Raw genomic sequence first — 20,657 nt, 5'->3', positions numbered from 1 at the left:
CGTGGGCTCGGAGTTGTGTATACGAGCCAGCTGCTCGGGAACCGAAGTTGTGCCGCACCCCACTTCTGGGGTGCGGCCCATCTGCGTAAGGCCAGAGGCCAGAAGCGTCAGCCAGCCAGAATGGCCCGCGCCAGCTTCGCGGTCTCGGTCGGCGTCTTGCCGACCTTCACACCGGCGGCCTCCAGGGCCTCCTTCTTCGCGGCAGCCGTGCCGGAGGAGCCGGAGACGATGGCACCGGCGTGGCCCATCGTCTTGCCCTCGGGCGCGGTGAAGCCCGCGACGTAGCCGACGACCGGCTTCGTCACGTTGGCCTTGATGAAGTCCGCCGCGCGCTCCTCCGCGTCGCCGCCGATCTCACCGATCATCACGATCAGGTCGGTGTCGGGGTCGGCCTCGAAGGCGGCCAGGGCGTCGATGTGCGTCGTGCCGATGACGGGGTCGCCACCGATGCCGACGGCCGACGAGAAGCCGATGTCACGCAGCTCGTACATCATCTGGTACGTCAGCGTGCCGGACTTCGAGACCAGGCCGATGCGGCCCGGCTTCGTGATGTCGCCCGGGATGATGCCGGCGTTCGACTGGCCCGGCGTGATCAGGCCGGGGCAGTTCGGGCCGATGATGCGGGTCTTGTCGCCCTGCGACTTCGCGTACGCGTAGAACGCGGCGGAGTCGTGGACGGCGATGCCCTCGGTGATGACGACCGCGAGCGGGATCTCGGCGTCGATGGCCTCGACGACGGCGGCCTTGGCGAAGGCCGGCGGCACGAAGAGGACGGAGACGTTGGCGCCCGTCTTCTCCATGGCCTCGGCGACGGTGCCGAAGACCGGGATCTCGGTGCCGTCGATGTCGACGCTGGTGCCCGCCTTGCGCGGGTTCACGCCGCCGACGATGTTCGTGCCGTCACCCAGCATGAGCTTGGTGTGCTTCATGCCCGTGGCACCGGTCATGCCCTGGACGATGACCTTGGAGTCCTTGTTGAGGAAGATAGCCATGGCTGTTCTGTCCCTCGTCCCTTACTTCGCAGCCGCGAGCTCGGCGGCCTTGTCGGCCGCGCCGTCCATGGTGTCCACGCGCTGCACCAGCGGGTGGTTGGCGTCGGAGAGGATCTTGCGACCCAGCTCGGCGTTGTTGCCGTCCAGGCGGACGACCAGCGGCTTGGTGACTTCCTCGCCCTTGGACTTGAGGAGCTCCAGGGCCTGGACGATGCCGTTGGCGACCTCGTCGCAGGCGGTGATGCCACCGAAGACGTTGACGAAGACGGACTTGACGTCCGGGTCGCCCAGGATGATCTCCAGGCCGTTCGCCATGACCTCGGCGGAGGCGCCGCCACCGATGTCGAGGAAGTTGGCGGGCTTCACGCCGCCGTGGTTCTCACCGGCGTACGCGACGACGTCCAGGGTCGACATGACCAGGCCGGCGCCGTTGCCGATGATGCCGACCTCGCCGTCGAGCTTCACGTAGTTGAGGTTCTTGGCCTTGGCAGCAGCCTCGAGCGGGTTGGCTGCGGCCTTGTCCTCGAGCGCCTCGTGCTCGGGCTGGCGGAACTCGGCGTTCTCGTCGAGCGAGACCTTGCCGTCGAGGGCGATGACCTTGCCGGAGGCGACCTTGGCCAGCGGGTTGACCTCGACCAGGAGGGCGTCCTCCTTGACGAAGGTCTCCCACAGGGTCACGAGGATGTCGGCGACCTGGTCGGCGACCTCGGCCGGGAACTTCGCCGCCTTGGCGATCTCCTGGGCCTTCTCCTTGGTCACACCCTCGTTGGCGTCGATCGGGGTCTTGGCGACGGCCTCGGGGCGCTCTTCCGCCACCTGCTCGATCTCCACGCCGCCCTCGACGGAGGCGATGGAGAGGAAGGTGCGGTTGGTGCGGTCCAGGAGGAAGGAGACGTAGTACTCCTCCACGATCTCCGGGGCCGTCTCGGCGATCATCACCTTGTGGACCGTGTGGCCCTTGATGTCCATGCCGAGGATGTCCGTCGCGCGGGCGACGGCCTCGTCCGGGGTCGCGGCCAGCTTGACGCCACCGGCCTTGCCGCGGCCGCCGACCTTCACCTGCGCCTTGACGACCGACTTGCCGCCAAGGCGCTCGGTCGCCGCGCGGGCCGCCTCAGGCGTGTCGATGACTTCACCGGCCAGCACCGGTACACCGTGCTTGGCGAAGAGGTCCCTCGCCTGGTACTCGAACAGGTCCACGCGCGTCCGTCCCTTTTCAGTGATCTCGCGCCGCTGTCGCTAGTGCAGCGGCTTCAGTCTCTGCGTGCTCTGCGTGGGCGTGCCGCGAAGGGCAACGTGACTGCGCTGTCACAAGGGAGGCGTAGCCGAAGAGTCCGGTACGCGGCATGTCCGTCTCGCAGGTTATCGCCGTGGGACCTGCGTCCCTAAATCGCAGATCACATTTGCGCGGTGATGACGGTCACAGATCGCGGTCGACCTGGTCCCGGACCGCTCCCGGGGAGGGGGTACGGCCCTGCCTCGGGCCCGTACGCGGGCGGGTCCGGGCCCCGCCGCGGGGGCGGGCACCGGGTTCCGGCGTTTGCGCACGCGATCAGCAGCCGGGAGGCGGTCCGCGGACGGCTGCACGTCGGCGACGGCACCGCCCACGAATGGCCGCACGCCCTCGGCCGCCCTGCGCGCCGGCCCCTTGTTACTGGCGCGTAGCCGCATCTGCTACCGGCGCGTGGCCACGTCCGGCACCGGCAGGGGCCGCCGCTCGATGGCCGCCGCCATCACCTCGGGGAAGAGGTCGGGCGTGCAGGCGAAGGCCGGCGCGTCGAGGGCGGCGAGCGCCGCCGCGTGGTCGTGGTCGTACGCGGGCGCCCCTTCGTCGGACAGCGCGAGCAGCGTCACGAACTGCACGCCCGACGCCTTCATCGCCGCGACCCGCTTCAGCATCTCGTCCCGGATGCCGCCCTCGTACAGGTCGGATATCAGCACCACGACCGTGTCCGCGGGCCTGGATATCTTCGACTGGCAGTACGCGAGGGCTCTGTTGATGTCGGTGCCGCCGCCGAGCTGCGTACCGAAAAGGACCTCCACCGGGTCGTCGATCTGGTCCGTCAGATCCACGACGTTCGTGTCGAAGACGACGAGCCGCGTGCTGATGGACCGCATGGACGCGAGCACGGCGCCGAAGACCGACGCGTAGACGACGGACGCCGCCATCGAGCCCGACTGGTCGATGCAGAGGACGACCTCCTTCTTCACGGACTGCGAGGCCCCTCCGTACCCGATCAGGCGCTCGGGGACGATCGTCCGGTACTCCGGCAGGTAGTGCTTGAGGTTGGCCGCGATCGTGCGGTTCCAGTCGATGTCGTGGTGGCGCGGCCTGGTCACGCGGGCGCTGCGGTCGAGCGCGCCGGTGAGCGTGGCCCGGGTGCGCGTGGCGAGCCGCTTCTCCAGGTCCTCGACCACCTTGCGGACCACGGCCCGCGCCGTCTCCTTCGTCGTCTCCGGCATCGCCTTGTTGAGCGACAGGAGCGTGCCGACCAGGTGTACGTCCGCCTCGACGGCCGCCAGCATCTCGGGCTCCAGGAGCAGCGCGGAGAGCCCGAGCCGGTCGATCGCGTCACGCTGCATGACCTGGACGACGGACGACGGGAAGTACGTCCGGATGTCCCCGAGCCACCGCGCGACCGACGGTGCCGACGCCCCGAGCCCCGCCGAGCGCTCACGGCCGCGCTCCCGCCTGCCCTCGCCGCCGCCCCCGTACAGCGCGGCCAGCGCCCCGTCCATCGCCGCGTCCCGCCCGGCGAGGGCGCACCCGGTCCCGTCCGCCGCGTCTCCTCCGAGGACGAGCCGCCACCGCCGCAGCCGCTCATCCACCGACCCGCCGACCTCCACCATCAGGCCACCCCCACAAGACTGTTCCCCATCGACCCACTCGGCCCGTTCGACCCACTCGGCCCGCTCGGCCCGCTTGTATCCGTGTCGCTTCCGAGCCCCAGGAGCAGGCCCACCACCGGCAGCACCGCATCCGCCCGCTCCGCGTCCAACTCCCCCGCGAAACCGCGCACCCCCTGCGTCACCGGCGCCGCACCCGCCTGCCCCGGTCCACGGCGCACCAGCTCGCCGAGGGTCCGGCGCACGCCCGGCTCGTACACGGAGAACGTGCGGCGCAGCAGCGGCAGTACGTCGGTGAAGGCGTCGTCCGACACCCCGGCCAGCCACCGGTCGACGAGCCCGAGCAGCCGTTCGTCGTGCACGAGCAGCATCCCGCCCCCGGCCCCGCCGCCGACGAACCCCTCGATCCACGCGGCCGCCTCACCGGGCTCGGTCCCCACGGACAGGGCAAGCCCCATGAACCGAGCCGCCTCCCCCTCGTCCAACACCCCGTCGTCCAACAGCAGCCGCGCACACCGCCCCCGAACCACCCCGACGACCCGCTCCCCCCGAACAAGCCCCCGAAGCACACCTTGCCAACGCCTACGCAGTGTGGAAACAAGGCCGCCGGACCCGGCTGTGGGCAATCGTCCCGCAGGGCGGGACGGGTGGGCACAGCCCCACGCGCCGGGCGCCCTCTCGTCAGACGGCTCCCCCTCCGACGAGGGCAAGGGCGAGGACGGCGAGGGCGAGGACGGCGAGGGCGAGGGCGAGGGCGAGGGCGAGGGCGACGGCGACAACTCCCCCAACAGGCCCACGGCCACGTGCACCGCGTCGACATGCCCCCGCATCACCCCACCCGCATCCGCGTCGAGCCCCACACACGCCGGCGGCAACCCCACGAACACCCGCTCAGCAAGCCCGAGCGCCACCTCGCCCAGGGCCCCCGTGCCAGTCCCCCGCACGTCCCCGTACCGCAGCGACCGCACCAGCGCGGGCAGCGCCTGCGCCAGGTGACCGACATCCGCGTCGAGCGCCGCCCGGTCGGCGAGGACCCGCATGACCACCGGCAACGCGTCCGGCAGGTCGGCGAGCAGACACCGCTCGGCCAGCGCCGTGACGTCGGCGAGGGCCCCCGCGCCCACCGCGTCCGCCGCCGCCTTGGCGGTGGCCGCGCCCGCCACCGTCGTGCCCCACACCCCGGCCTCGGCGACCCGTACGGACAGCTCCGGCTCCCACCGCAGCCGCCAGGTCTCCCGGAACGTGCCGGTGCTCCCTCGCGACTCCGTCGGCTCGCCCCAGTCGATGCCGAGGAGCCGCAGCCGGTGCAGGAGCCTGCTGCGCTCCGCGTCGGTGTCCTTGCGCAGGTCGAGCTCCAGCTGCCGCTCCAACGCCTCCGGCTTGAGCCGCAGCCTGCGCTGGGCCCTGGTGAGGTCCCGCTGCAACGGCACGGCCGGGGCGGACTCCGGCACCTCGCCGAGCACGTCGCCGACGACGAGCTTGTCGTGCACCAGCGCGAGCGGCACGTCGGAGCCTTCGCACATCACGGCCCGTACCGCGTCCATCGTCTCGGTGAGCCCCGGCAGCGGCCGCCCCCGCATCGCGGCGAGCGTGTCGGCGAGCCGCACGGCCTCGATGACGTGCGCGGACGACACGATCCGGTCCTCGTCCCTGAGCAGCCCCGCGACCTTGGTCAGCCAGCGCACGACGGGCCGGTCGGGCGCGCCGAACAGGTGGCCGTACCAGCCGGGCGAGTCGATGCCCGCCCCGTACCCGCTGGCGCGGGCCAGGCGGCGGTGCGTCCAGGGCACCCAGGTCATGTCGACCTTGACCTTCGGCAGCCCCTTGAGCAGCGCCCGGTCGGCGGTCAGGGTGACCTTCCGCCGCAGTGCGGGCACGTGCCAGGCCCCGCAGACGACGGCCACGCCCCCGTCCCCGACATCCCGCTGCGCCGCCCGCACTTGGAGCCGCATGTACGCCTCGCGCAGCAGATCCCGGTCGCGCTCGCTGCCGGGCGCCTCGCGCAGCACCGCCATGGCGTCCCCGAGCGCCTCGAACGGCGCGAGCGCGTCACCGCCCGCCCCGCGGAGCTCCACGACGTCCTCCCACCAGCGCTCCGGATCGTCGTACCCGGCGGCTTCGGCGAGCGCGGCAATGGGGTCGCCCCGCTCTCCGCGCCCTTCCTCGTCCTCGTGCTCGTCCTCGTGGTCCTCCTGGTGCTCCTCGTCCCGGTGCGCGAGCGCGTGTGCCGCCGGGAGGTCCATGAACCGCACCGGCACGCCCCGCCGCAGCGCCCACTGGATCGCCACCCACTCCGGGGAGAACGCGGCGAGCGGCCAGAACGCCGACCGGCCCGGCTCGTCCACCACGTGCGCGAGCAGCGCGACCGGTGGCCGCATGCCCTCGTCGGCGGCGAGCCGTACGAGCCCGTCGGCCTCCGGCGGCCCCTCGATCAGGACCACGCGGGGCTCCGTCGCGTCCAGCGCGGCCCGCACGGCGCGCGCGGAGCCCGGCCCGTGATGCCGTACGCCAAGGAGCACCGGCCCCGTCGCCGGCCCGCCCGCCGCGGCCGCCGCCCCCTCCCTGGCCGTCGTCATGCGCTCACCTCGCGGCAGGCGCGGTAGAAGTCCTTCCACCCGTCGCGCTCGCGCACGACCGCTTCCAGGTACTCCTGCCAGACGACGCGGTCCGACGCCGGGTCCCGCACCACCGCGCCGAGGATGCCCGCGGCGACGTCGCCGGGCCGCAGCACACCGTCCCCGAAGTGCGCCGCGAGGGCCAGACCGCCTGTGACCACGGAGATCGCCTCGGCCGTCGAGAGCGTTCCGCTCGGCGACTTCACCTTCGTACGGCCGTCCGTCGTGACGCCGTCGCGCAGCTCGCGGAAGACCGTGACGACGCGGCGGATCTCGTCGATGCCGTCGGGCGCGGCCGGCAGGTCGAGGGAGCGGCCGATCTGGTCGACGCGGCGCGAGACGATGTCGACCTCGGCGTCGGCACTCTCCGGCAGCGGGAGCACCACGGTGTTGAAGCGGCGGCGCAGGGCGCTGGAGAGGTCGTTGACCCCGCGGTCGCGGTCGTTGGCCGTGGCGATCAGGTTGAACCCGCGGACGGCCTGCACCTCCTGGCCCAGCTCCGGTATGGGCAGGGTCTTCTCCGACAGGATCGTGATCAGCGTGTCCTGCACGTCCGCCGGGATGCGCGTGAGCTCCTCGACGCGGGCCGTCATGCCCTCGGACATGGCCCGCATGACGGGGCTCGGGACCAGCGCGTCGCGGCTGGGGCCGTGGGCGAGCAACTGCGCGTAGTTCCAGCCGTACCGGATGGCTTCCTCTGGTGTGCCCGCCGTGCCCTGCACGAGCAGCGTCGAGTCGCCGCTGACGGCCGCCGCGAGGTGCTCGGAGACCCAGGTCTTCGCGGTGCCCGGCACGCCGAGCAGGAGCAGGGCGCGGTCGGTGGCGAGCGTCGTGACGGCGACCTCGACGATGCGGCGCGGGCCCACGTACTTCGGCGTGATCACCGTGCCGTCCGGCAGCGTGCCGCCCAGCAGATACGTCGCCACGGCCCACGGCGAGAGCAGCCAGCGCTCGGGCCGTGCCCGGTCGTCCTGCGCGGCGAGCGCGGCGAGTTCGGCGGCGAAGGCGTCCTCGGCGTGCGGCCGCAGGGCCTGTGCGGCGTCCTCCGCCTCGATCCCTGACGGACTGTCAGCAGTGCCGTCCGCGGTCTGCGTCACGGAAACAGTCATGGTGGTCCCCCTCCAGCTCGGGCATGCGGAAGCGACCGGCGCCAGCGCATGCTGCAGCGACGACGCGGCCCTCGCCGACGGCTCGGCCGCGATGTGTTTCCACGGTGCACCACGCCACTGACAATCGCCCTCGGAACGCCTCTGACCTGCGCGAACGCCGGGCCCGAGGTCGATTGTCAGTGGCGGGACCTACCTTCGACGACATGACTCAGCAGGGGGCGCGCTGGACGGCGGACCAGGTGCTTGCACTGGCACCTGACGCATCGTCACGCAAGGCGGGAAGCAGGCTCGGCGTGGCCGGGCCGTGGACGCAGGCGGGAAGTTCGGGCGAGGGGGCGGTGTGGGGGCTGTGCAAGGGCAGCGGCAGCAAGCCGTATCAGACGGTGATCGACGTGGCAGACGTGGCGGGGCCGGCGTACAAGTGCAGTTGCCCCAGCCGCAAGTTCCCGTGCAAGCACGCGCTCGGCCTGCTGCTGCTCTGGGCGGGCGACGAGGCGGGCGCGGGCGGGGAATCGGCCGTGACGGACGCGGAGCAGCCGCCGGACTGGGCGCTGGAGTGGCTGTCCGGGCGCCGCAAGAGAGCGGAGACGAAGCGGAGTTCGGCCGCCGCGCCGCAGAAGTCCGCTGATCCCGACGCGGCCCGCAAGCGGGCGGAGCGCAGGGCCGAGCGCGTCACGGCGGGCGCGACGGAGCTGGAGCGGCGCCTGGCGGACCTGCTGCGCGGCGGCATGGCCACGGCCGAGCAGTCGGGGTACGGACTGTGGGAGGAGACGGCGGCCCGCATGGTCGACGCCCAGGCCCCCGGACTCGCGGCCCGGGTCCGGGAGTTGGGCGCGATACCGGCCTCGGGTCCCGGCTGGCCCGCCCGTCTCCTTGAGGAGTGCGGACTGCTGCACCTGCTCAGCACGGGCTGGCTGCGCCGCGACCACCTGCCGGAAGCGCTCGCGGCCACGGTCCGCTCCCGCACCGGTCTGCCGACATCGGCGGAGGGCCGCCCGCTCAGGGACACCTGGCAGGTCCTCGCGCAGTACGACACGGCCGACAGCAAGCTGACGACGCGCCGCATCTGGCTGCACGGCAAGGAGTCCGGGCACACCGCGCTGCTGCTTTCGTACGGCGCGGCGGGCCGCGCGCCCGCCCTGGCCCTGCCGGTCGGCCTCGCGCTCGACGCCGAGCTGATCCCGTACGCCACGGACCCGGCATCCCGGCAGCTCCGCGCGGACCTGGGCGAGCAGTTCACCGCCCCGGGCCCCACGACGGGCCATCCGCCGGGCGTGCCGACGACGGAGGCGACGGCGCGGTACGGCGACGCCCTGCGCGACGACCCCTGGCTGGAGTCGTGGCCGACCACCCTCGACCGCGTCATACCGGTGCCGGACGGTCCCGGCTGGCAACTGGCCGACGCGGACGGCGACCTGGCCCTCCCGATAGCTCCGCACGCCGCGGCCCGCTCAGGCCTCTGGCGTCTGGTGTCCCTGTCCGGAGGCGCCCCGCTCACCGTCTTCGGCGAGTGCGGCCACCAGGGCTTCACCCCGCTGGCGGCCTGGCCGCACGACAGGGCCGAGACGGTACAGCTGTGAGCCGCTCCCCGGAGCCCGAGCCCATATACGCATCGCCGTTGCAGGAGTTGCAGGAGTTGCAGGAGGGGACATGACCGCACCCACCACCACCCACGCACAAGCAGCCGGGGACCTCACCCGCACACCCTGGGAGGACCTGGTGACGTCGGCGCTGCTCGGCACGGACAGGCGCACACCACCCGTCTCCGCACCCGGCAAGGACGCCCCGACCGCACTCCTGGACGCGGCCGCCGTGCAGACCGTGCGGCGCCGGGCCGGCCTGCGCCCCGCTCCCGCCGCCGCGCGCCCCGAGCCCGCGCCCGAGGACACCCGGCCCGTCGTACCGGCGGCGGCCCGGCGCAGGCTCGCGACACTGCTCTCCGACCACCCGACCGGCGGCAGCCGCCGCGGCACCGCCCCCGACCTGATGGAGCTGCTGCCCCAGTGGCTCGGCCTCGCCAACGAACGGGGCTTCGCGGCACCACCGGAGCTCCTGCCCGCGCTCCTGAACGCGGCCCGGGGCCGCACCGACCTGCGCCCCCAGACCCTGACCTTCGCGGGCCCGCGCGCTCGATGGCTGGCCACGCTCAACCCCGACTGGAAGTTCGCCCTGCGCACGGCACCGGGCGGCGCCCCGGCCCCGGACCCGCACGACGGGGAGGAGATCCAACGGCGCTGGCAGGAAGGCCTGTTCGCCGAGCGCGTCGCCCTGCTCACCGCCCTCCGCGTCCGCGCCCCCGCCGCCGCCCGCGACCTCCTCGTCGGCACGTGGCCGACCGAGCGCGCCGAGGACCGGCTGATGTTCCTCGACTCGCTGCGCACCGGCCTGAGCGCCGACGACGAGCCGTTCCTGGAGCAGGCCCTCGGCGACCGCAGCCGGAACGTCCGCTCCACGGCGGCCGAACTGCTCTCCGGCCTCCCCGACTCGGCGCTCGCCGGACGCATGGCGGAGCGCGCCGCCGCCTGCGTGTCCCTGGACAGCGCCGCGGACGCCCCGACGCTCACCGTGACGGCACCGCACGCGTGCGACGCGGGCATGGAGCGCGACGGCGTCACCCCGAAGCCGCCCGCCGGAAGAGGGGAGCGCTCCTGGTGGCTGGGCCAGTTGGTGGAAGCGGCACCGCTGGCCACCTGGCAGCGCGCGTTCGGCGGCCGCGCCCCGGCCGACATCGTGGCACTGCCGGTGACCGACGACTGGCACGGCGAACTGCACGCGGCGTGGTGCCGGGCCGCCGTGCGCCAGCGGGACACGGGCTGGTCCAGGGCGCTCCTCGGGACGCCCTCGGCCCCCGACGCGGCGGGCCCGGGCGCGGTGTCACTGGCGGAGCGCGCCAAGCTCCTCGCCGCCCTGCCCGCGCCCGAGCGGGCCGCGTGGGTCGCGGGATTCATCGACGCGCACGGCCTGTCGGAGGCCTTCCAGCTGCTCGGCGGGTGCGCGGTGCCCTGGGCCCCTGACCTGGGCCGCGCGGTGGTGGACGCGCTGAACATCGCCCGGGACGCGGGCAGTTACCCCTGGAGCTTCAGCGGCGTGATGGGCCTGGCCGAGCGCTGCCTCGACCCGGCGGAAGCGACCCGGCTCGACGCCCTCACGGCCGTGCCGGACGAGCGCGAGGACGCGTCGCCCGGAGCCGGGGGCTACTGGGCGGAGGCGTTCCAACGCCTGGTCACGACACTGCGCCTGCGCGCGGCGATGCGGGAGGAGCTCACCGGATGACGCGATTCGCCCGGAGGCTACGCGCCGGTCGGCTGGCGCACGTTCTCCCTGACCCACTCCACGATCGCCGTGGTCGTCGCCCCCGGCGTGAAGATCTCCGCCACGCCCTTCTCCTTGAGCGGCGGGATGTCCTCCTCGGGGATGATGCCGCCGCCGAAGACCTTGATGTCCGCCGCGTCGCGCTCCTGGAGGAGCTCGATGACGCGGGCGAAGAGGGTCATGTGCGCGCCGGACAGGATGGACAGGCCGATCGCGTCGGCGTCCTCCTGGATCGCGGTGTCGACCACCTGCTCGGGCGTCTGGTGCAGGCCGGTGTAGATGACCTCCATGCCGGCGTCGCGCAGCGCCCGGGCGATCACCTTGGCCCCGCGATCGTGACCGTCGAGCCCCGGCTTGGCGACCACCACGCGGATCGGACCGGCTCCCACACCCATCACTGCCTCCATGTACAGACGTCCACGTACGGAAATCCAGCTGTCCCAGCACGGATACCCCGCGCCGCACCGGCCGGGTAGGTGAACGAACGTTATCTCCAGCATCGCGCAACCCGCAGTTTCGTGGCGGAGAGGGAGGGGGAAATCACACGGTGGGACACGTTCGCTGCGCGCCACTCCCGTACCACCCGGCGCACGGGGACGGATCAGGCCGGGCACCAGGGCCGATCTCCACCCCGCACCCGGGCCGCGGAGGGGGCCGCACGAGGGGAGCCGCTGCGAGGTCGCCGCACCACCGTGCTGTCAGCCGCACAGCGCGGTGGTGGCGGTGCGTCGCCCACGGGGGCGACGCACCGTGGTCCGTCAGTCCACGGCTTCCCATGAGGGGCACACGGGGGACAGAGGTGTCTGCCCGCGTGCCGACCGGGAGGTCGACATGACGGTCACTGGAGTCCAGCCCTTTCGTCGCTGCAGCGCGCTGCTGCCCGCGAGACTGGCCGGGCTGCCACTCGCGCTCCTGAAGGCGACCGCGCTCGAGTTCGCGATCCTCGCCGGGCACCTCCTGCTGTACCCCTCGGGCATCATCCAGGAGCGAAGGACCATCCCACCGCCCCCACCGCCGGACGCCCCGCGGCTGCCCGCGCAGGACAAGCCCCCGGTCCTGCTCCTGCACGGATTCATCGACAACCGCTCCGTGTTCGTGCTGCTCCGCCGCAATCTCGCCCAGCACGGCAGGCAGCACGTGGAGTCGCTCAATTACTCCCCGCTGACGTGCGACGTCCGCACCGCCGCCGAGCTCCTCGGCCGCCACATCGAGGAGATATGCGAGCGCACGGGGCACGCGCGTGTGGACATCGTCGGCCACAGCCTCGGCGGACTCATCGCCCGCTACTACGCGCAGCGGCTCGGCGGCGACGCGCGCGTCCGCACGCTGGTCACGCTCGGTACGCCGCACGCGGGCACCCGGGTCGCGCCGCTGGCGGACGCGCACCCGATCGTCCGCCAGATGCGGCCGGGTTCGGACGTCGTCGAGGAGCTGCGCGCGCCCGCGCCGGGCTGCCGTACGCAGTTCGTGAGCTTCTGGAGCGAGCTCGACCAGCTGATGGACCCGGTCGAGACGGCCTGCGTCGACCATCCGGACCTGATCGCGCAGAACGTCCGCGTCTCCGGGATCGGTCATCTCGCCCTGCCGGTGCACCCCGCGGTGGCGGCGGCGATCCGGCAGGCACTCGACCTCGCGGATCCCGCGGTCGACACCGCCGCTTCGTCGGACGGTCTGACGGTCGCCTGAGGAGGTCGGGCAGGAGCGAAGGGCGCGCGACGGGCGTGTGACGGGCGGTCCGGCGGCGGCCCGACCGCGCCCCGAACGCCCGCCACCGGACCGGCGCACCCCCGCCTGCCTCGAACAATCCTCGAACGCCAGGCCAAGCCTGTGCCCACAGTCCGCCGAAAGACGGCCGAATGCCCGTTTCCTGCGAGCGCGGAACCTGCCGAAGATTGTCGCGCCCGCATACCGCCGGGTACAGTCGCGGCACTGCTCTGCCAGCCCCCCATGCTGTCGAGGCGAAAGAGAAGTTGGTGAACGACCGTCACCCGTCGGGGACCCCCGCCCCGGCCTCGGCGCCCGACGCCGACTACGCGCCCTACGGGTCATACGACCAGCAGAGCGCACAGCACGTCGGCTACGCCGGGTACGACGGCTACGCCACCGGCACCTTCACGGCCACCGGCTTCAACGCCCCGGGCGCCTATGACGCCACGGGTGTCTTCGACACGTCCGGCTCCGGATTCGCCGCTCCCGTCGGGGGCTTCGCGTCCGACCCGCTCTTCGGCGACATGCCGGGCGGCCACGACACCGGCCAGTGGGCCACGACGACGGGCGCCCAGCAGACCCTCGGCCATGACCCGTACGCCGCCCCGTCGCCGTACGACACGGGCAGCCACGACACGGCCCTGTGGGGCACCGACGGATACCAGCAGCTCGCGGACATCCCGTCGCAGCCCGGCCCCGACAGCACGGCGGTCTGGGACGCCTCCTCCTGGAGCCAGGCGGGCGAGGCGGCGACCGGCCAGTGGGCCACCACGCAGGTCTTCGACAGCGGCGTGTACGACGCCACGGCGTGGAACTCCGGCGCCGCCCACGATCCGTACGAGGCGACCCCCGAGGCGTACAACACGCCTCAGGAGACGTACAGCGGCGCAGCGGCCCACGGCGGCCCCGACGCGCACGAGTTCGCGGCCGACGACGCCCCCGCCGACGAGCTCGGCGGCATCGAGGCGGGCGCCGACAACCCGGATCACACCCCCGAGCACGCCCCGGCGGACCGGCAGGACCGCTCGGACCGTGCCCGTTCGTCGCGCACCGCGGCGTCCCGCACCCGCGGCCGTTCGCGCCGCTCCCCCGCCAAGCGTTCCGCGCTGCTCACCGTCGCCGTGCCGTCGGCCTGCGTGATGGGCGTCGCGGGCGTGGCCGCCGCGTCGGTGAGCGGCCTCGGCGGAGGCGACGACGACAAGGAGACGCGGGCATCGGCCCCGGACGCGACGGCGGTGAAGCCGTCCGCGGCCAACAACAAGCTCGACACCCAGCTCGCCAACGTCTCCGCCGACGTGGGCGACTTCAAGGACCGCGCGAGCCGTACGCAGGAACGTATCGACCTCAAGGCCGCGAAGGACGCCGCGCAGAAGAAGGCGGCCGCGGAGGCGGCCCGCAAGGAGCGGCTGCGTCCGAAGTTCGCGGTGCCGGTGACGCAGCGCGGCCTGAGCGCTTACTACGGCCAGGCCGGCATCAACTGGATGTCCGTGCACTCCGGGATCGACTTCCCGGTGTCGTACGGCACGCCGGTGATGGCCGCGACCGACGGCGTCGTGTCCACGAAGTGGAACAGCGCCTACGGCAACATGGCGATCGTGACCGCCAAGGACGGCACGGAGACGTGGTACTGCCACCTCTCCACGCACAAGATCTCGAACGGTCCCGTGAAGGCGGGCGACACCATCGCCTACTCCGGGAACTCCGGCAACTCCACGGGTCCGCATCTGCACTTCGAGGTCCGCCCCGGGGGCGGCTCGGCGATAGACCCCCTGTCGTGGCTGCGCAGCCACGGGCTCGACCCGACGTAAGCCTGCGGGCCCAACCCGACGTAACCCCCGCCTCGCGGCGGCTGCAACTCCGGCCCCCGTGACCGAAGTTGCAGCTTCCCCCGACGGCCTACAGCTTCTCGACCGGCGCGTACCGCAGCAGCAGCCGCTTCGGCTTGCCCTCTCCGAAGTCCACCGACGCCTCGGCGTTCGCCCCCGAGCCCTTCACGCCGACCACCGTGCCGAGCCCGAACTGGTCGTGCGTGACCCGGTCGCCGACGGCCAGCGCGACCACCGGCTTCTCGCCCGCCCGGCGCGTGGCGAAGCCCTGCGCGCCGCCCGCGCGGGACCGCGACGACGACAGCGAGGACGCCACCCCGGCGGCGGGGCCGGACGCCGCGGGCGCGCCGACGGAGCCCTTCCGCTTCCAGTCCACATGGACCTCGGGGATCTCCTCCAGGAAGCGCGAGGGCGGGTTGTACGACGGCTGGCCCCAGGCGCTGCGCATGGAGGCACGCGTCAGGTACAGCCGCTCCCGCGCGCGGGTGATGCCGACGTACGCCAGGCGGCGCTCCTCCTCCAGCTCCTTGGTCTGGCCGAGGGCGCGCATGTGCGGGAACACGCCGTCCTCCATGCCCGTGAGGAAGACGACGGGGAACTCCAGGCCCTTGGCGGTGTGCAGCGTCATGAGCGTGATGACGCCGGAGCCGTCGTCTTCCTCGTCGGGGATCTGGTCGGAGTCGGCGACGAGGGCGACCCGCTCCAGGAAGTCGGAGAGGGACCCGGTCGCAGCGGCGCCCTCCGCGGCCTCCGCACCCTCCACGGTCTCCGCGGTCTCCGTCCCTTCGGCGGCACCGTCCGCGCCCGCGGCGGCGCCGCTGTCCTGCTCGAACTCCAGGGCCACGGCGGCGAGCTCCTGGAGGTTCTCGATGCGGGTCTCGTCCTGCGGGTCCGTGGAGGACTGCAACTCGGCCAGGTACCCGGTCCGTTCGAGGACGGCCTCCAGGACGACCGCCGGGCCCGCGCCCGACTCGACGACCGTGCGCAGCTCCTCCATGAGCGTGTTGAAGCGCTTCACGGCGTTCGCCGAGCGGGCCGCCATGCCGTACGCCTCGTCGACGCGGCGCAGCGCCTGCGGGAAGGAGATCTTCTCGCGCAGCGCGAGCGCGTCGATCATCGCTTCGGCGCGGTCGCCGATGCCCCGCTTCGGCACGTTCAGGATGCGGCGCAGCGGGACCGCGTCCTCCGGGTTGGCGAGGACCCGCAGGTAGGCGAGGACGTCGCGGACCTCCTTGCGCTCGTAGAAGCGGACGCCACCGACGACCTTGTAGGGCAGGCCGACGCGGATGAAGATCTCTTCGAAGACACGGGACTGCGCGTTCGTCCGGTAGAAGATCGCCACGTCGCCGGCCTTGGCGTCGCCCGCGTCCGTGAGGCGGTCGATCTCGTCGGCGACGAACTGCGCCTCGTCGTGCTCGGTGTCCGCGACGTACCCGGTGATGCGGGCGCCCGCGCCCGCGTTCGTCCACAGGTTCTTCGGGCGGCGGCTCTCGTTGCGCTCGATGACCGCGTTGGCGGCGGTCAGGATCGTCTGGGTGGAGCGGTAGTTCTGCTCCAGGAGGATCGTGGTCGCGTCCGTGTAGTCCTCCTCGAACTGGAGGATGTTGCGGATGGTGGCGCCGCGGAAGGCGTAGATCGACTGGTCGGCGTCACCGACGACGCACAGCTCGGCCGGGTCGTCGCCCTCGCCTCCGGAGGGGCCGACCAGCTCGCGCACCAGGGCGTACTGGGCGTGGTTCGTGTCCTGGTACTCGTCGACCATCACGTGGCGGAAGCGGCGGCGGTAGTGCTCGGCGACGTCCGGGAAGGCGCGCAGGAGGTGGACCGTCGTCATGATCAGGTCGTCGAAGTCGAGGGCGTTGGCCTCGCGCAGGCGCGACTGGTACATCGCGTACGCCTGGGCGAGGGTCTTCTCGAAGCCGTCGGCGGCCTGGGCGGCGAAGTCCTCCTCGTCGATCAGCTCGTTCTTCAGGTTCGAGATCTTGGCGCTGAAGGACTTCGGCGGGAACTTCTTCGGGTCCAGGTCGAGGTCACGGCAGACCAGGGCCATCAGGCGCTTGGAGTCCGCGGCGTCGTAGATCGAGAACGAGGACGTGAAGCCCAGCTTCTTGTACTCGCGGCGCAGGATGCGCACGCACGCGCTGTGGAACGTCGACACCCACATCGCGCCCGCGCGCGGGCCGACGAGCTGCTCGACGCGCTCCTTCATCTCGCCCGCGGCCTTGTTCGTGAACGTGATCGCGAGGATCTGGCCGGGGTGCGCGCCGCGCTCGGCGAGGAGGTACGCGATGCGGTGGGTCAGGACGCGGGTCTTGCCGGATCCCGCGCCCGCGACGATGAGCAGCGGGGAGCCCGCGTGCACGACGGCCGCGCGCTGGTTCTCGTTCAGCCCGTCCAGGAGGGTCGCCGGGTCGATCGCGGGGCGGGGGGCGCCGTCCCGGTAGTACGCGTCCGCGGGCGGGGGCGCGTCGAACTTCCCGCCGAACAAGTCGTCCGGAATGGGCTCCGGAGCGCTGTCCTCGGGCGGCGGCGGGGGCTCCTCCTCATGTGCCTGCGAGGGCTTGAGGTCCGCCAGGAAGCTGTCGTCAAAGAGGCTGCTCATCGCCTCCCGAGTCTAGGCGGACCCACTGACAACCCGCCCCGGGTTCCGGCCATCCACGCTCCGCCCCGTCGCCGTCACGCAGCGCGACAGCACGTCAGGGCCGCGCCAAGGGCTTCGTAAAGTCACGAAAATGTATCGGGCATATCGAACATCAACCTTCCCCGGCACCACACGAGTTGGCTAGCGTGCTCCGCGGGCCGCACGTCCCCCACCGGCGATCCCCGCCGGTCACGCGTGGCCTCCGCCGAGTCCGACGCGTTGTCCGACCTCCACGTCGTCCGACGCTCCCGGAGCCGGGGACCCACCATGATCCTGGGGTGAATCGGTCCCGTACGCCGTACGGGACGGTAGGGCAGCCTTCCGAACCACCCGCCCGAACCCGACAGCTAACCCGGTAGGCGGTCCACGGAAGGAGTCGCCGACCTTGGCGTCGCACCGCAAACCGCGCAGTCGCTCAGCGCTCATACGCACGACCCCCGCCCTCGGCATCACGACGGCCGCCCTGACCTCGGTGGCCCTGCTCTCACAGAGCGCGAACGCCGCGCCGTCCGCCCCCTCCGAGCCCGGGAAGCCGACCCTCGAAGAGGTCCAGAAGAAGGTCGACGACCTCTACCACCAGGCGGGCGTGGCCACGCAGAAGTACAACTCGGCCAAGGAGCGCACCGACAAGCAGCGCAAGAAGGTCGACCGCCTCCTGGACGACGTGGCCGAGCGCACGGACAAGCTGAACGACGCCCGCCAGGAGCTCGGCTCCTTCGCGGCCGCGCAGTACCGCACCGGCGCCGTCTCCGAGACGGCCGCGATGATGCTCGCCGACGACCCGAAGGGGTTCTTCGACCAGAACCACCTCGCGGACCGGCTCACGAGCCGCCAGAAGAAGGCCGTCGACGACTACCAGACGCAGCAGGTCGCGGCGACCCAGCAGCGCGCGAAGGCCGCGAAGAGCCTGAAGACGCTCGGTGACTCGCGCGACGACCTGAAGGCGAGCAAGCAGACCGTCCAGACCAAGCTGAGCGAGGCCCGCGGCCTGCTGTCGAAGCTGACCGCCGAGGAGAAGGCGCGGCTCGCGGCGATCGAGAAGCGGAAGGAAGAGGCCGCCCGGCGCAAGGCCGCCGAGCTGGCGCGCAAGCAGGCGGAGGCGGAGCGCAAGCGGAAGGCCGAGGAGGCCGAGCAGCGCGAGCGGGAACGGGAGCGGGAACAGGGCCGGGATCAGGACCAGGACCAGGGCTCCGGTGGGGGTACGGGTACGGGGTCCGGCTCGGACAGCGGCTCCGGGTCCGGGTCGGGATCCGGCTCGGGCTCGGGCTCGGGCAGCACGGACGGCAGCTACGCCGCCAAGGCCGAGAAGGTGATCTCCTTCGCCGAGCGGCAGATCGGCAAGCCCTACGTGTGGGGCGCCACCGGGCCCGACTCCTACGACTGCTCCGGGCTCACGCAGGCCGCGTGGAAGACCGCCGGGATCTCGCTGCCGCGGACGACCTGGGACCAGGTGAAGACCGGCACGAAGGTGTCGACGTCGAACGCCAAGCGGGGCGACCTGGTCTTCTTCTACGACGACATCAGCCACGTCGGGATCTACATCGGCAACGGCAAGATGATCCACGCCCCGAAGCCGGGCGCGAACGTCCGCGTCGAGTCGATCTACTACATGCCGATCCACAGCGTGGTGCGGCCCGCATAACCACCCTCTACGTAGAGGGGGCCGTACACGCCCTCCCTCCACACGCCCCTCTACGTAGAGGGGCGATAGACGTGTGGGCCCGCACCCCGGTCCGGGTGCGGGCCCACGTACGTCAGGTGGCCGGGGCCTACGTCCACAGGACGGCGATGAAGATGTTCGCCGTCGTCAGCGCGCCGACCGCGCCGAACATCGCCTTGTCCACCTTCTCCTCGTCGCGCTTCACGTACACGAGCGCGAGGATCACGATCAGCAGGGCCAGCTTCACGCCGATCTTGACGTTGTTGACCGTGTTGTCGTCGGCCTGGTTGAGGCCCACCAGGGCCACGCCGGTGACCAGCATGGTCAGCGCGCCGTGCAGCATCGCGGGGCTGAAGCGGGCCGTGCCCTCACCCATCGCCTTCATCTGGGTGAGGAAGCCGCCCAGGAGCGAGGCGATGCCGATGATGTGCAGGCCGACGAAGAGATGGATGAGTACGTCCATGGGGCGGAGCCTAGCGGGGCCCCTATCACCTCCCTCCGGGCAGGGCTGCCGCCAACGCCACATCGGTCACAGGAGCGGGTGAAGCGGGCACCGGGTGGCCATCGGCCCGATCGCTCGCGTTCACCCGTCGACCCGCGCCTTCCACTTCCGCGCATCGCGCCACGGCCCGGCGAGGAAGAGGTTTAGCGTCCTCCACCAGGTGACCGGCTCCCCACCGCCGCCCGGACCACGGACGGCAGCCGGCCGCCCCCGCCGAGAAGTCCGGCGGCGTTCCGCTCCCCCTGTGCGGCGCGCCGCCGGACACGTACCGGACCGCCGGCCCCCCACCGGCATCGGGCCACCGTGGAAGGACGTGGAGCCTCCGTGGCAGAGCACCGCAAGCCCAAACAGCGCTCGCTCAGCGGCCATACCGCCCGTACCGCCGCCACCCTCGCCCTCGCGTCGGCCGCCACGGCGACCGCCTTCGAAGGCACCGGGCACGCCGAGCCGCGGCTCACCCCCAGCGAGGTGAAGGCCAAGGTCGACGAGCTCTACCGCGAGGCGGAGGTCGCCACCGAGAAGTACAACGGCGCCAAGGAGAAGGCCGACGAGGCCGAGCGGTCCCTCGGCGACCTGCGCGACGAGGCCGCCCGCAGGACGGAGCGGCTCAACTCCGCGCGCCAGGGCCTGGGTTCCCTGGCCACCGCCCAGTACCGCACGGGCGCCATCGACCCGTCGCTCCAGGTGGCGCTCTCCTCCGATCCCGACGAGTTCCTGGACCGGGCGAGCCGCGCCGACCGCGCGGGCCACCGGCAGGCGGCCACCGTCAACGACGTACGCAAGCAGCTCCGCGAGCTCGACCAGCTGCACTCCGAGGCGGACGACACGCTCGCCGACCTCAAGGCCCGCCAGGCGGCCCTGAAGAAGCACAAGAAGACCGTGACCGGCAAGCTCGGCGACGCCAAGCGGCTGCTCGACCGGCTGACCGCCGACCAGCGGGCCCGCCTCGCCGCCGACGAGGGGGGCGAGCGGGCGGGCGACCCCAACAGGGCCTCGCGCGTCGGCGACCGCGACACGGCGGAGCGTAGCGGCGCGAACGGAGGCGGGGGTGCCGTGGGCGCCCCCGACTCGCGGGCCTCGGCGGCGGTCTCGTACGCCTACAAGGCGCTCGGCAGCCCCTATGTGTGGGGCGCCACCGGGCCGAACGCCTTCGACTGCTCAGGCCTCATCCAGGCCGCCTACCGCTCGGCGGGCGTGTCCCTCCCCCGCACGACCTACGCCCAGATCGGCGCGGGCAAGCGCGTGTCACGCGCCGAACTCGCTCCGGGAGACCTGGTGTTCTTCTACTCCGGCATCAGCCACGTCGGCCTCTACGTCGGCAACGGCCGGATGATCCACGCCCCCAACCCCAGCGCGCCGGTCCGCCTGGCCCCCATCGACCAGATGCCGTTCGCGGGGGCCACGCGGGTGGTGTGACGCCGGGGCGGTGGGGTGCCGTCGGAACGT

14 protein-coding genes and 1 riboswitch are annotated in these 20,657 nt (G+C 72.5%); of the genes, 6 read left to right on the top strand and 8 right to left on the bottom strand.

Annotation, left to right across the window (positions count from 1 at the left end; genetic code table 11):
• Positions 1–107 precede the first annotated feature (107 nt).
• The 5 genes from sucD to ACFWZ5_RS24800 form a co-directional block, all read right to left on the bottom strand.
• On the bottom strand, positions 108–992 hold the full coding sequence (gene sucD / locus ACFWZ5_RS24820) for a succinate--CoA ligase subunit alpha (RefSeq protein WP_384795940.1): 885 nt from the start codon (positions 990–992) through the stop codon (positions 108–110).
• A 21-nt stretch (positions 993–1,013) separates the two neighbouring features.
• A complete protein-coding gene (gene sucC, locus ACFWZ5_RS24815) occupies positions 1,014–2,192 on the bottom strand; it encodes an ADP-forming succinate--CoA ligase subunit beta (RefSeq protein ID WP_384795938.1) in 1,179 nt (392 codons plus the stop codon).
• A gap of 474 nt (positions 2,193–2,666) precedes the next feature.
• On the bottom strand, positions 2,667–3,842 hold the full coding sequence (locus ACFWZ5_RS24810) for a VWA domain-containing protein (protein ID WP_384795936.1): 1,176 nt from the start codon (positions 3,840–3,842) through the stop codon (positions 2,667–2,669).
• Positions 3,842–6,415, bottom strand: coding sequence for a DUF5682 family protein (locus tag ACFWZ5_RS24805; protein ID WP_384795934.1), 2,574 nt, complete (start codon positions 6,413–6,415; stop codon positions 3,842–3,844). The genes ACFWZ5_RS24810 and ACFWZ5_RS24805 overlap by 1 nt, the downstream gene beginning before the upstream one ends.
• Positions 6,412–7,563, bottom strand: a complete 1,152-nt coding sequence (locus ACFWZ5_RS24800; protein WP_384795932.1) for an AAA family ATPase — start codon at positions 7,561–7,563, stop codon at positions 6,412–6,414. Before ACFWZ5_RS24800 ends, ACFWZ5_RS24805 begins: the two co-directional genes overlap by 4 nt.
• A 203-nt stretch (positions 7,564–7,766) precedes the next feature.
• Here ACFWZ5_RS24800 and ACFWZ5_RS24795 point away from each other — a divergent pair, with 203 nt between their 5' ends.
• Both ACFWZ5_RS24795 and ACFWZ5_RS24790 read left to right on the top strand, forming a co-directional pair.
• Positions 7,767–9,143 (top strand): SWIM zinc finger family protein, encoded by a 1,377-nt coding sequence (locus tag ACFWZ5_RS24795; protein WP_384795930.1) that lies wholly within the window; start codon positions 7,767–7,769, stop codon positions 9,141–9,143.
• Between the two features lie 70 nt (positions 9,144–9,213).
• Positions 9,214–10,836, top strand: coding sequence for a DUF5691 domain-containing protein (locus tag ACFWZ5_RS24790; protein ID WP_384795928.1), 1,623 nt, complete (start codon positions 9,214–9,216; stop codon positions 10,834–10,836).
• Positions 10,837–10,853: 17 nt separating this feature from the next.
• On the opposite strand, the gene ACFWZ5_RS24785 is transcribed toward ACFWZ5_RS24790, so the two are convergent.
• Positions 10,854–11,270: a cobalamin B12-binding domain-containing protein gene (locus ACFWZ5_RS24785; RefSeq protein ID WP_384795926.1), complete on the bottom strand. Its 417-nt coding sequence runs from the start codon at positions 11,268–11,270 to the stop codon at positions 10,854–10,856.
• 436 nt (positions 11,271–11,706) lie between these two features.
• On the opposite strand from ACFWZ5_RS24785, the gene ACFWZ5_RS24780 reads away from it, so the two are divergent.
• Both ACFWZ5_RS24780 and ACFWZ5_RS24775 read left to right on the top strand, forming a co-directional pair.
• Entirely contained in the window at positions 11,707–12,561 is an 855-nt protein-coding gene (locus ACFWZ5_RS24780; RefSeq protein ID WP_384795924.1) for an esterase/lipase family protein, read from the top strand.
• 287 nt (positions 12,562–12,848) lie between these two features.
• Positions 12,849–14,390: a peptidoglycan DD-metalloendopeptidase family protein gene (locus ACFWZ5_RS24775; RefSeq protein WP_384795922.1), complete on the top strand. Its 1,542-nt coding sequence runs from the start codon at positions 12,849–12,851 to the stop codon at positions 14,388–14,390.
• Between the two features lie 88 nt (positions 14,391–14,478).
• On the opposite strand, the gene pcrA is transcribed toward ACFWZ5_RS24775, so the two are convergent.
• Positions 14,479–17,010 carry a DNA helicase PcrA gene (gene pcrA, locus ACFWZ5_RS24770; RefSeq protein WP_384795920.1) on the bottom strand — a complete coding sequence of 844 codons (2,532 nt, stop codon included), beginning with the start codon at positions 17,008–17,010 and terminating at the stop codon, positions 14,479–14,481.
• Positions 17,011–17,279: 269 nt separating this feature from the next.
• Positions 17,280–17,427, top strand: a riboswitch (cyclic di-AMP (ydaO/yuaA leader).
• Positions 17,428–17,434: 7 nt separating this feature from the next.
• Between pcrA and ACFWZ5_RS24765 the strand changes: the two genes are divergently transcribed.
• Positions 17,435–18,691 carry an NlpC/P60 family protein gene (locus ACFWZ5_RS24765; RefSeq protein ID WP_384795918.1) on the top strand — a complete coding sequence of 419 codons (1,257 nt, stop codon included), beginning with the start codon at positions 17,435–17,437 and terminating at the stop codon, positions 18,689–18,691.
• A gap of 127 nt (positions 18,692–18,818) precedes the next feature.
• On the opposite strand, the gene ACFWZ5_RS24760 is transcribed toward ACFWZ5_RS24765, so the two are convergent.
• Complete coding sequence (locus ACFWZ5_RS24760; RefSeq protein WP_384795916.1) at positions 18,819–19,172, bottom strand: hypothetical protein; 354 nt, start codon at positions 19,170–19,172, stop codon at positions 18,819–18,821.
• 363 nt (positions 19,173–19,535) lie between these two features.
• On the opposite strand from ACFWZ5_RS24760, the gene ACFWZ5_RS24755 reads away from it, so the two are divergent.
• Positions 19,536–20,627 (top strand): NlpC/P60 family protein, encoded by a 1,092-nt coding sequence (locus tag ACFWZ5_RS24755; protein WP_384795914.1) that lies wholly within the window; start codon positions 19,536–19,538, stop codon positions 20,625–20,627.
• Positions 20,628–20,657: the final 30 nt, after the last annotated feature.

The organism is Streptomyces sp. NPDC059003 (assembly GCF_042740445.1).
Lineage (GTDB): Bacteria > Actinomycetota > Actinomycetes > Streptomycetales > Streptomycetaceae > Streptomyces.
Note: the sequence above shows the minus strand (reverse complement) of the source record. Positions and strands in the feature narration are given on the sequence as shown.

Coding starts and splice junctions, on each gene's coding strand:
- ACFWZ5_RS24760 (WP_384795916.1), bottom strand. CDS start 19,172: ATGGACGTACTCATCCATCTCTTCGTCGGCCTGCACATCATCGGCATC.
- ACFWZ5_RS24800 (WP_384795932.1), bottom strand. CDS start 7,563: ATGACTGTTTCCGTGACGCAGACCGCGGACGGCACTGCTGACAGTCCG.
- ACFWZ5_RS24790 (WP_384795928.1), top strand. CDS start 9,214: ATGACCGCACCCACCACCACCCACGCACAAGCAGCCGGGGACCTCACC.
- sucD (WP_384795940.1), bottom strand. CDS start 992: ATGGCTATCTTCCTCAACAAGGACTCCAAGGTCATCGTCCAGGGCATG.
- ACFWZ5_RS24810 (WP_384795936.1), bottom strand. CDS start 3,842: ATGGTGGAGGTCGGCGGGTCGGTGGATGAGCGGCTGCGGCGGTGGCGG.
- ACFWZ5_RS24785 (WP_384795926.1), bottom strand. CDS start 11,270: ATGGGTGTGGGAGCCGGTCCGATCCGCGTGGTGGTCGCCAAGCCGGGG.
- ACFWZ5_RS24805 (WP_384795934.1), bottom strand. CDS start 6,415: ATGACGACGGCCAGGGAGGGGGCGGCGGCCGCGGCGGGCGGGCCGGCG.
- pcrA (WP_384795920.1), bottom strand. CDS start 17,010: ATGAGCAGCCTCTTTGACGACAGCTTCCTGGCGGACCTCAAGCCCTCG.
- ACFWZ5_RS24795 (WP_384795930.1), top strand. CDS start 7,767: ATGACTCAGCAGGGGGCGCGCTGGACGGCGGACCAGGTGCTTGCACTG.
- ACFWZ5_RS24780 (WP_384795924.1), top strand. CDS start 11,707: ATGACGGTCACTGGAGTCCAGCCCTTTCGTCGCTGCAGCGCGCTGCTG.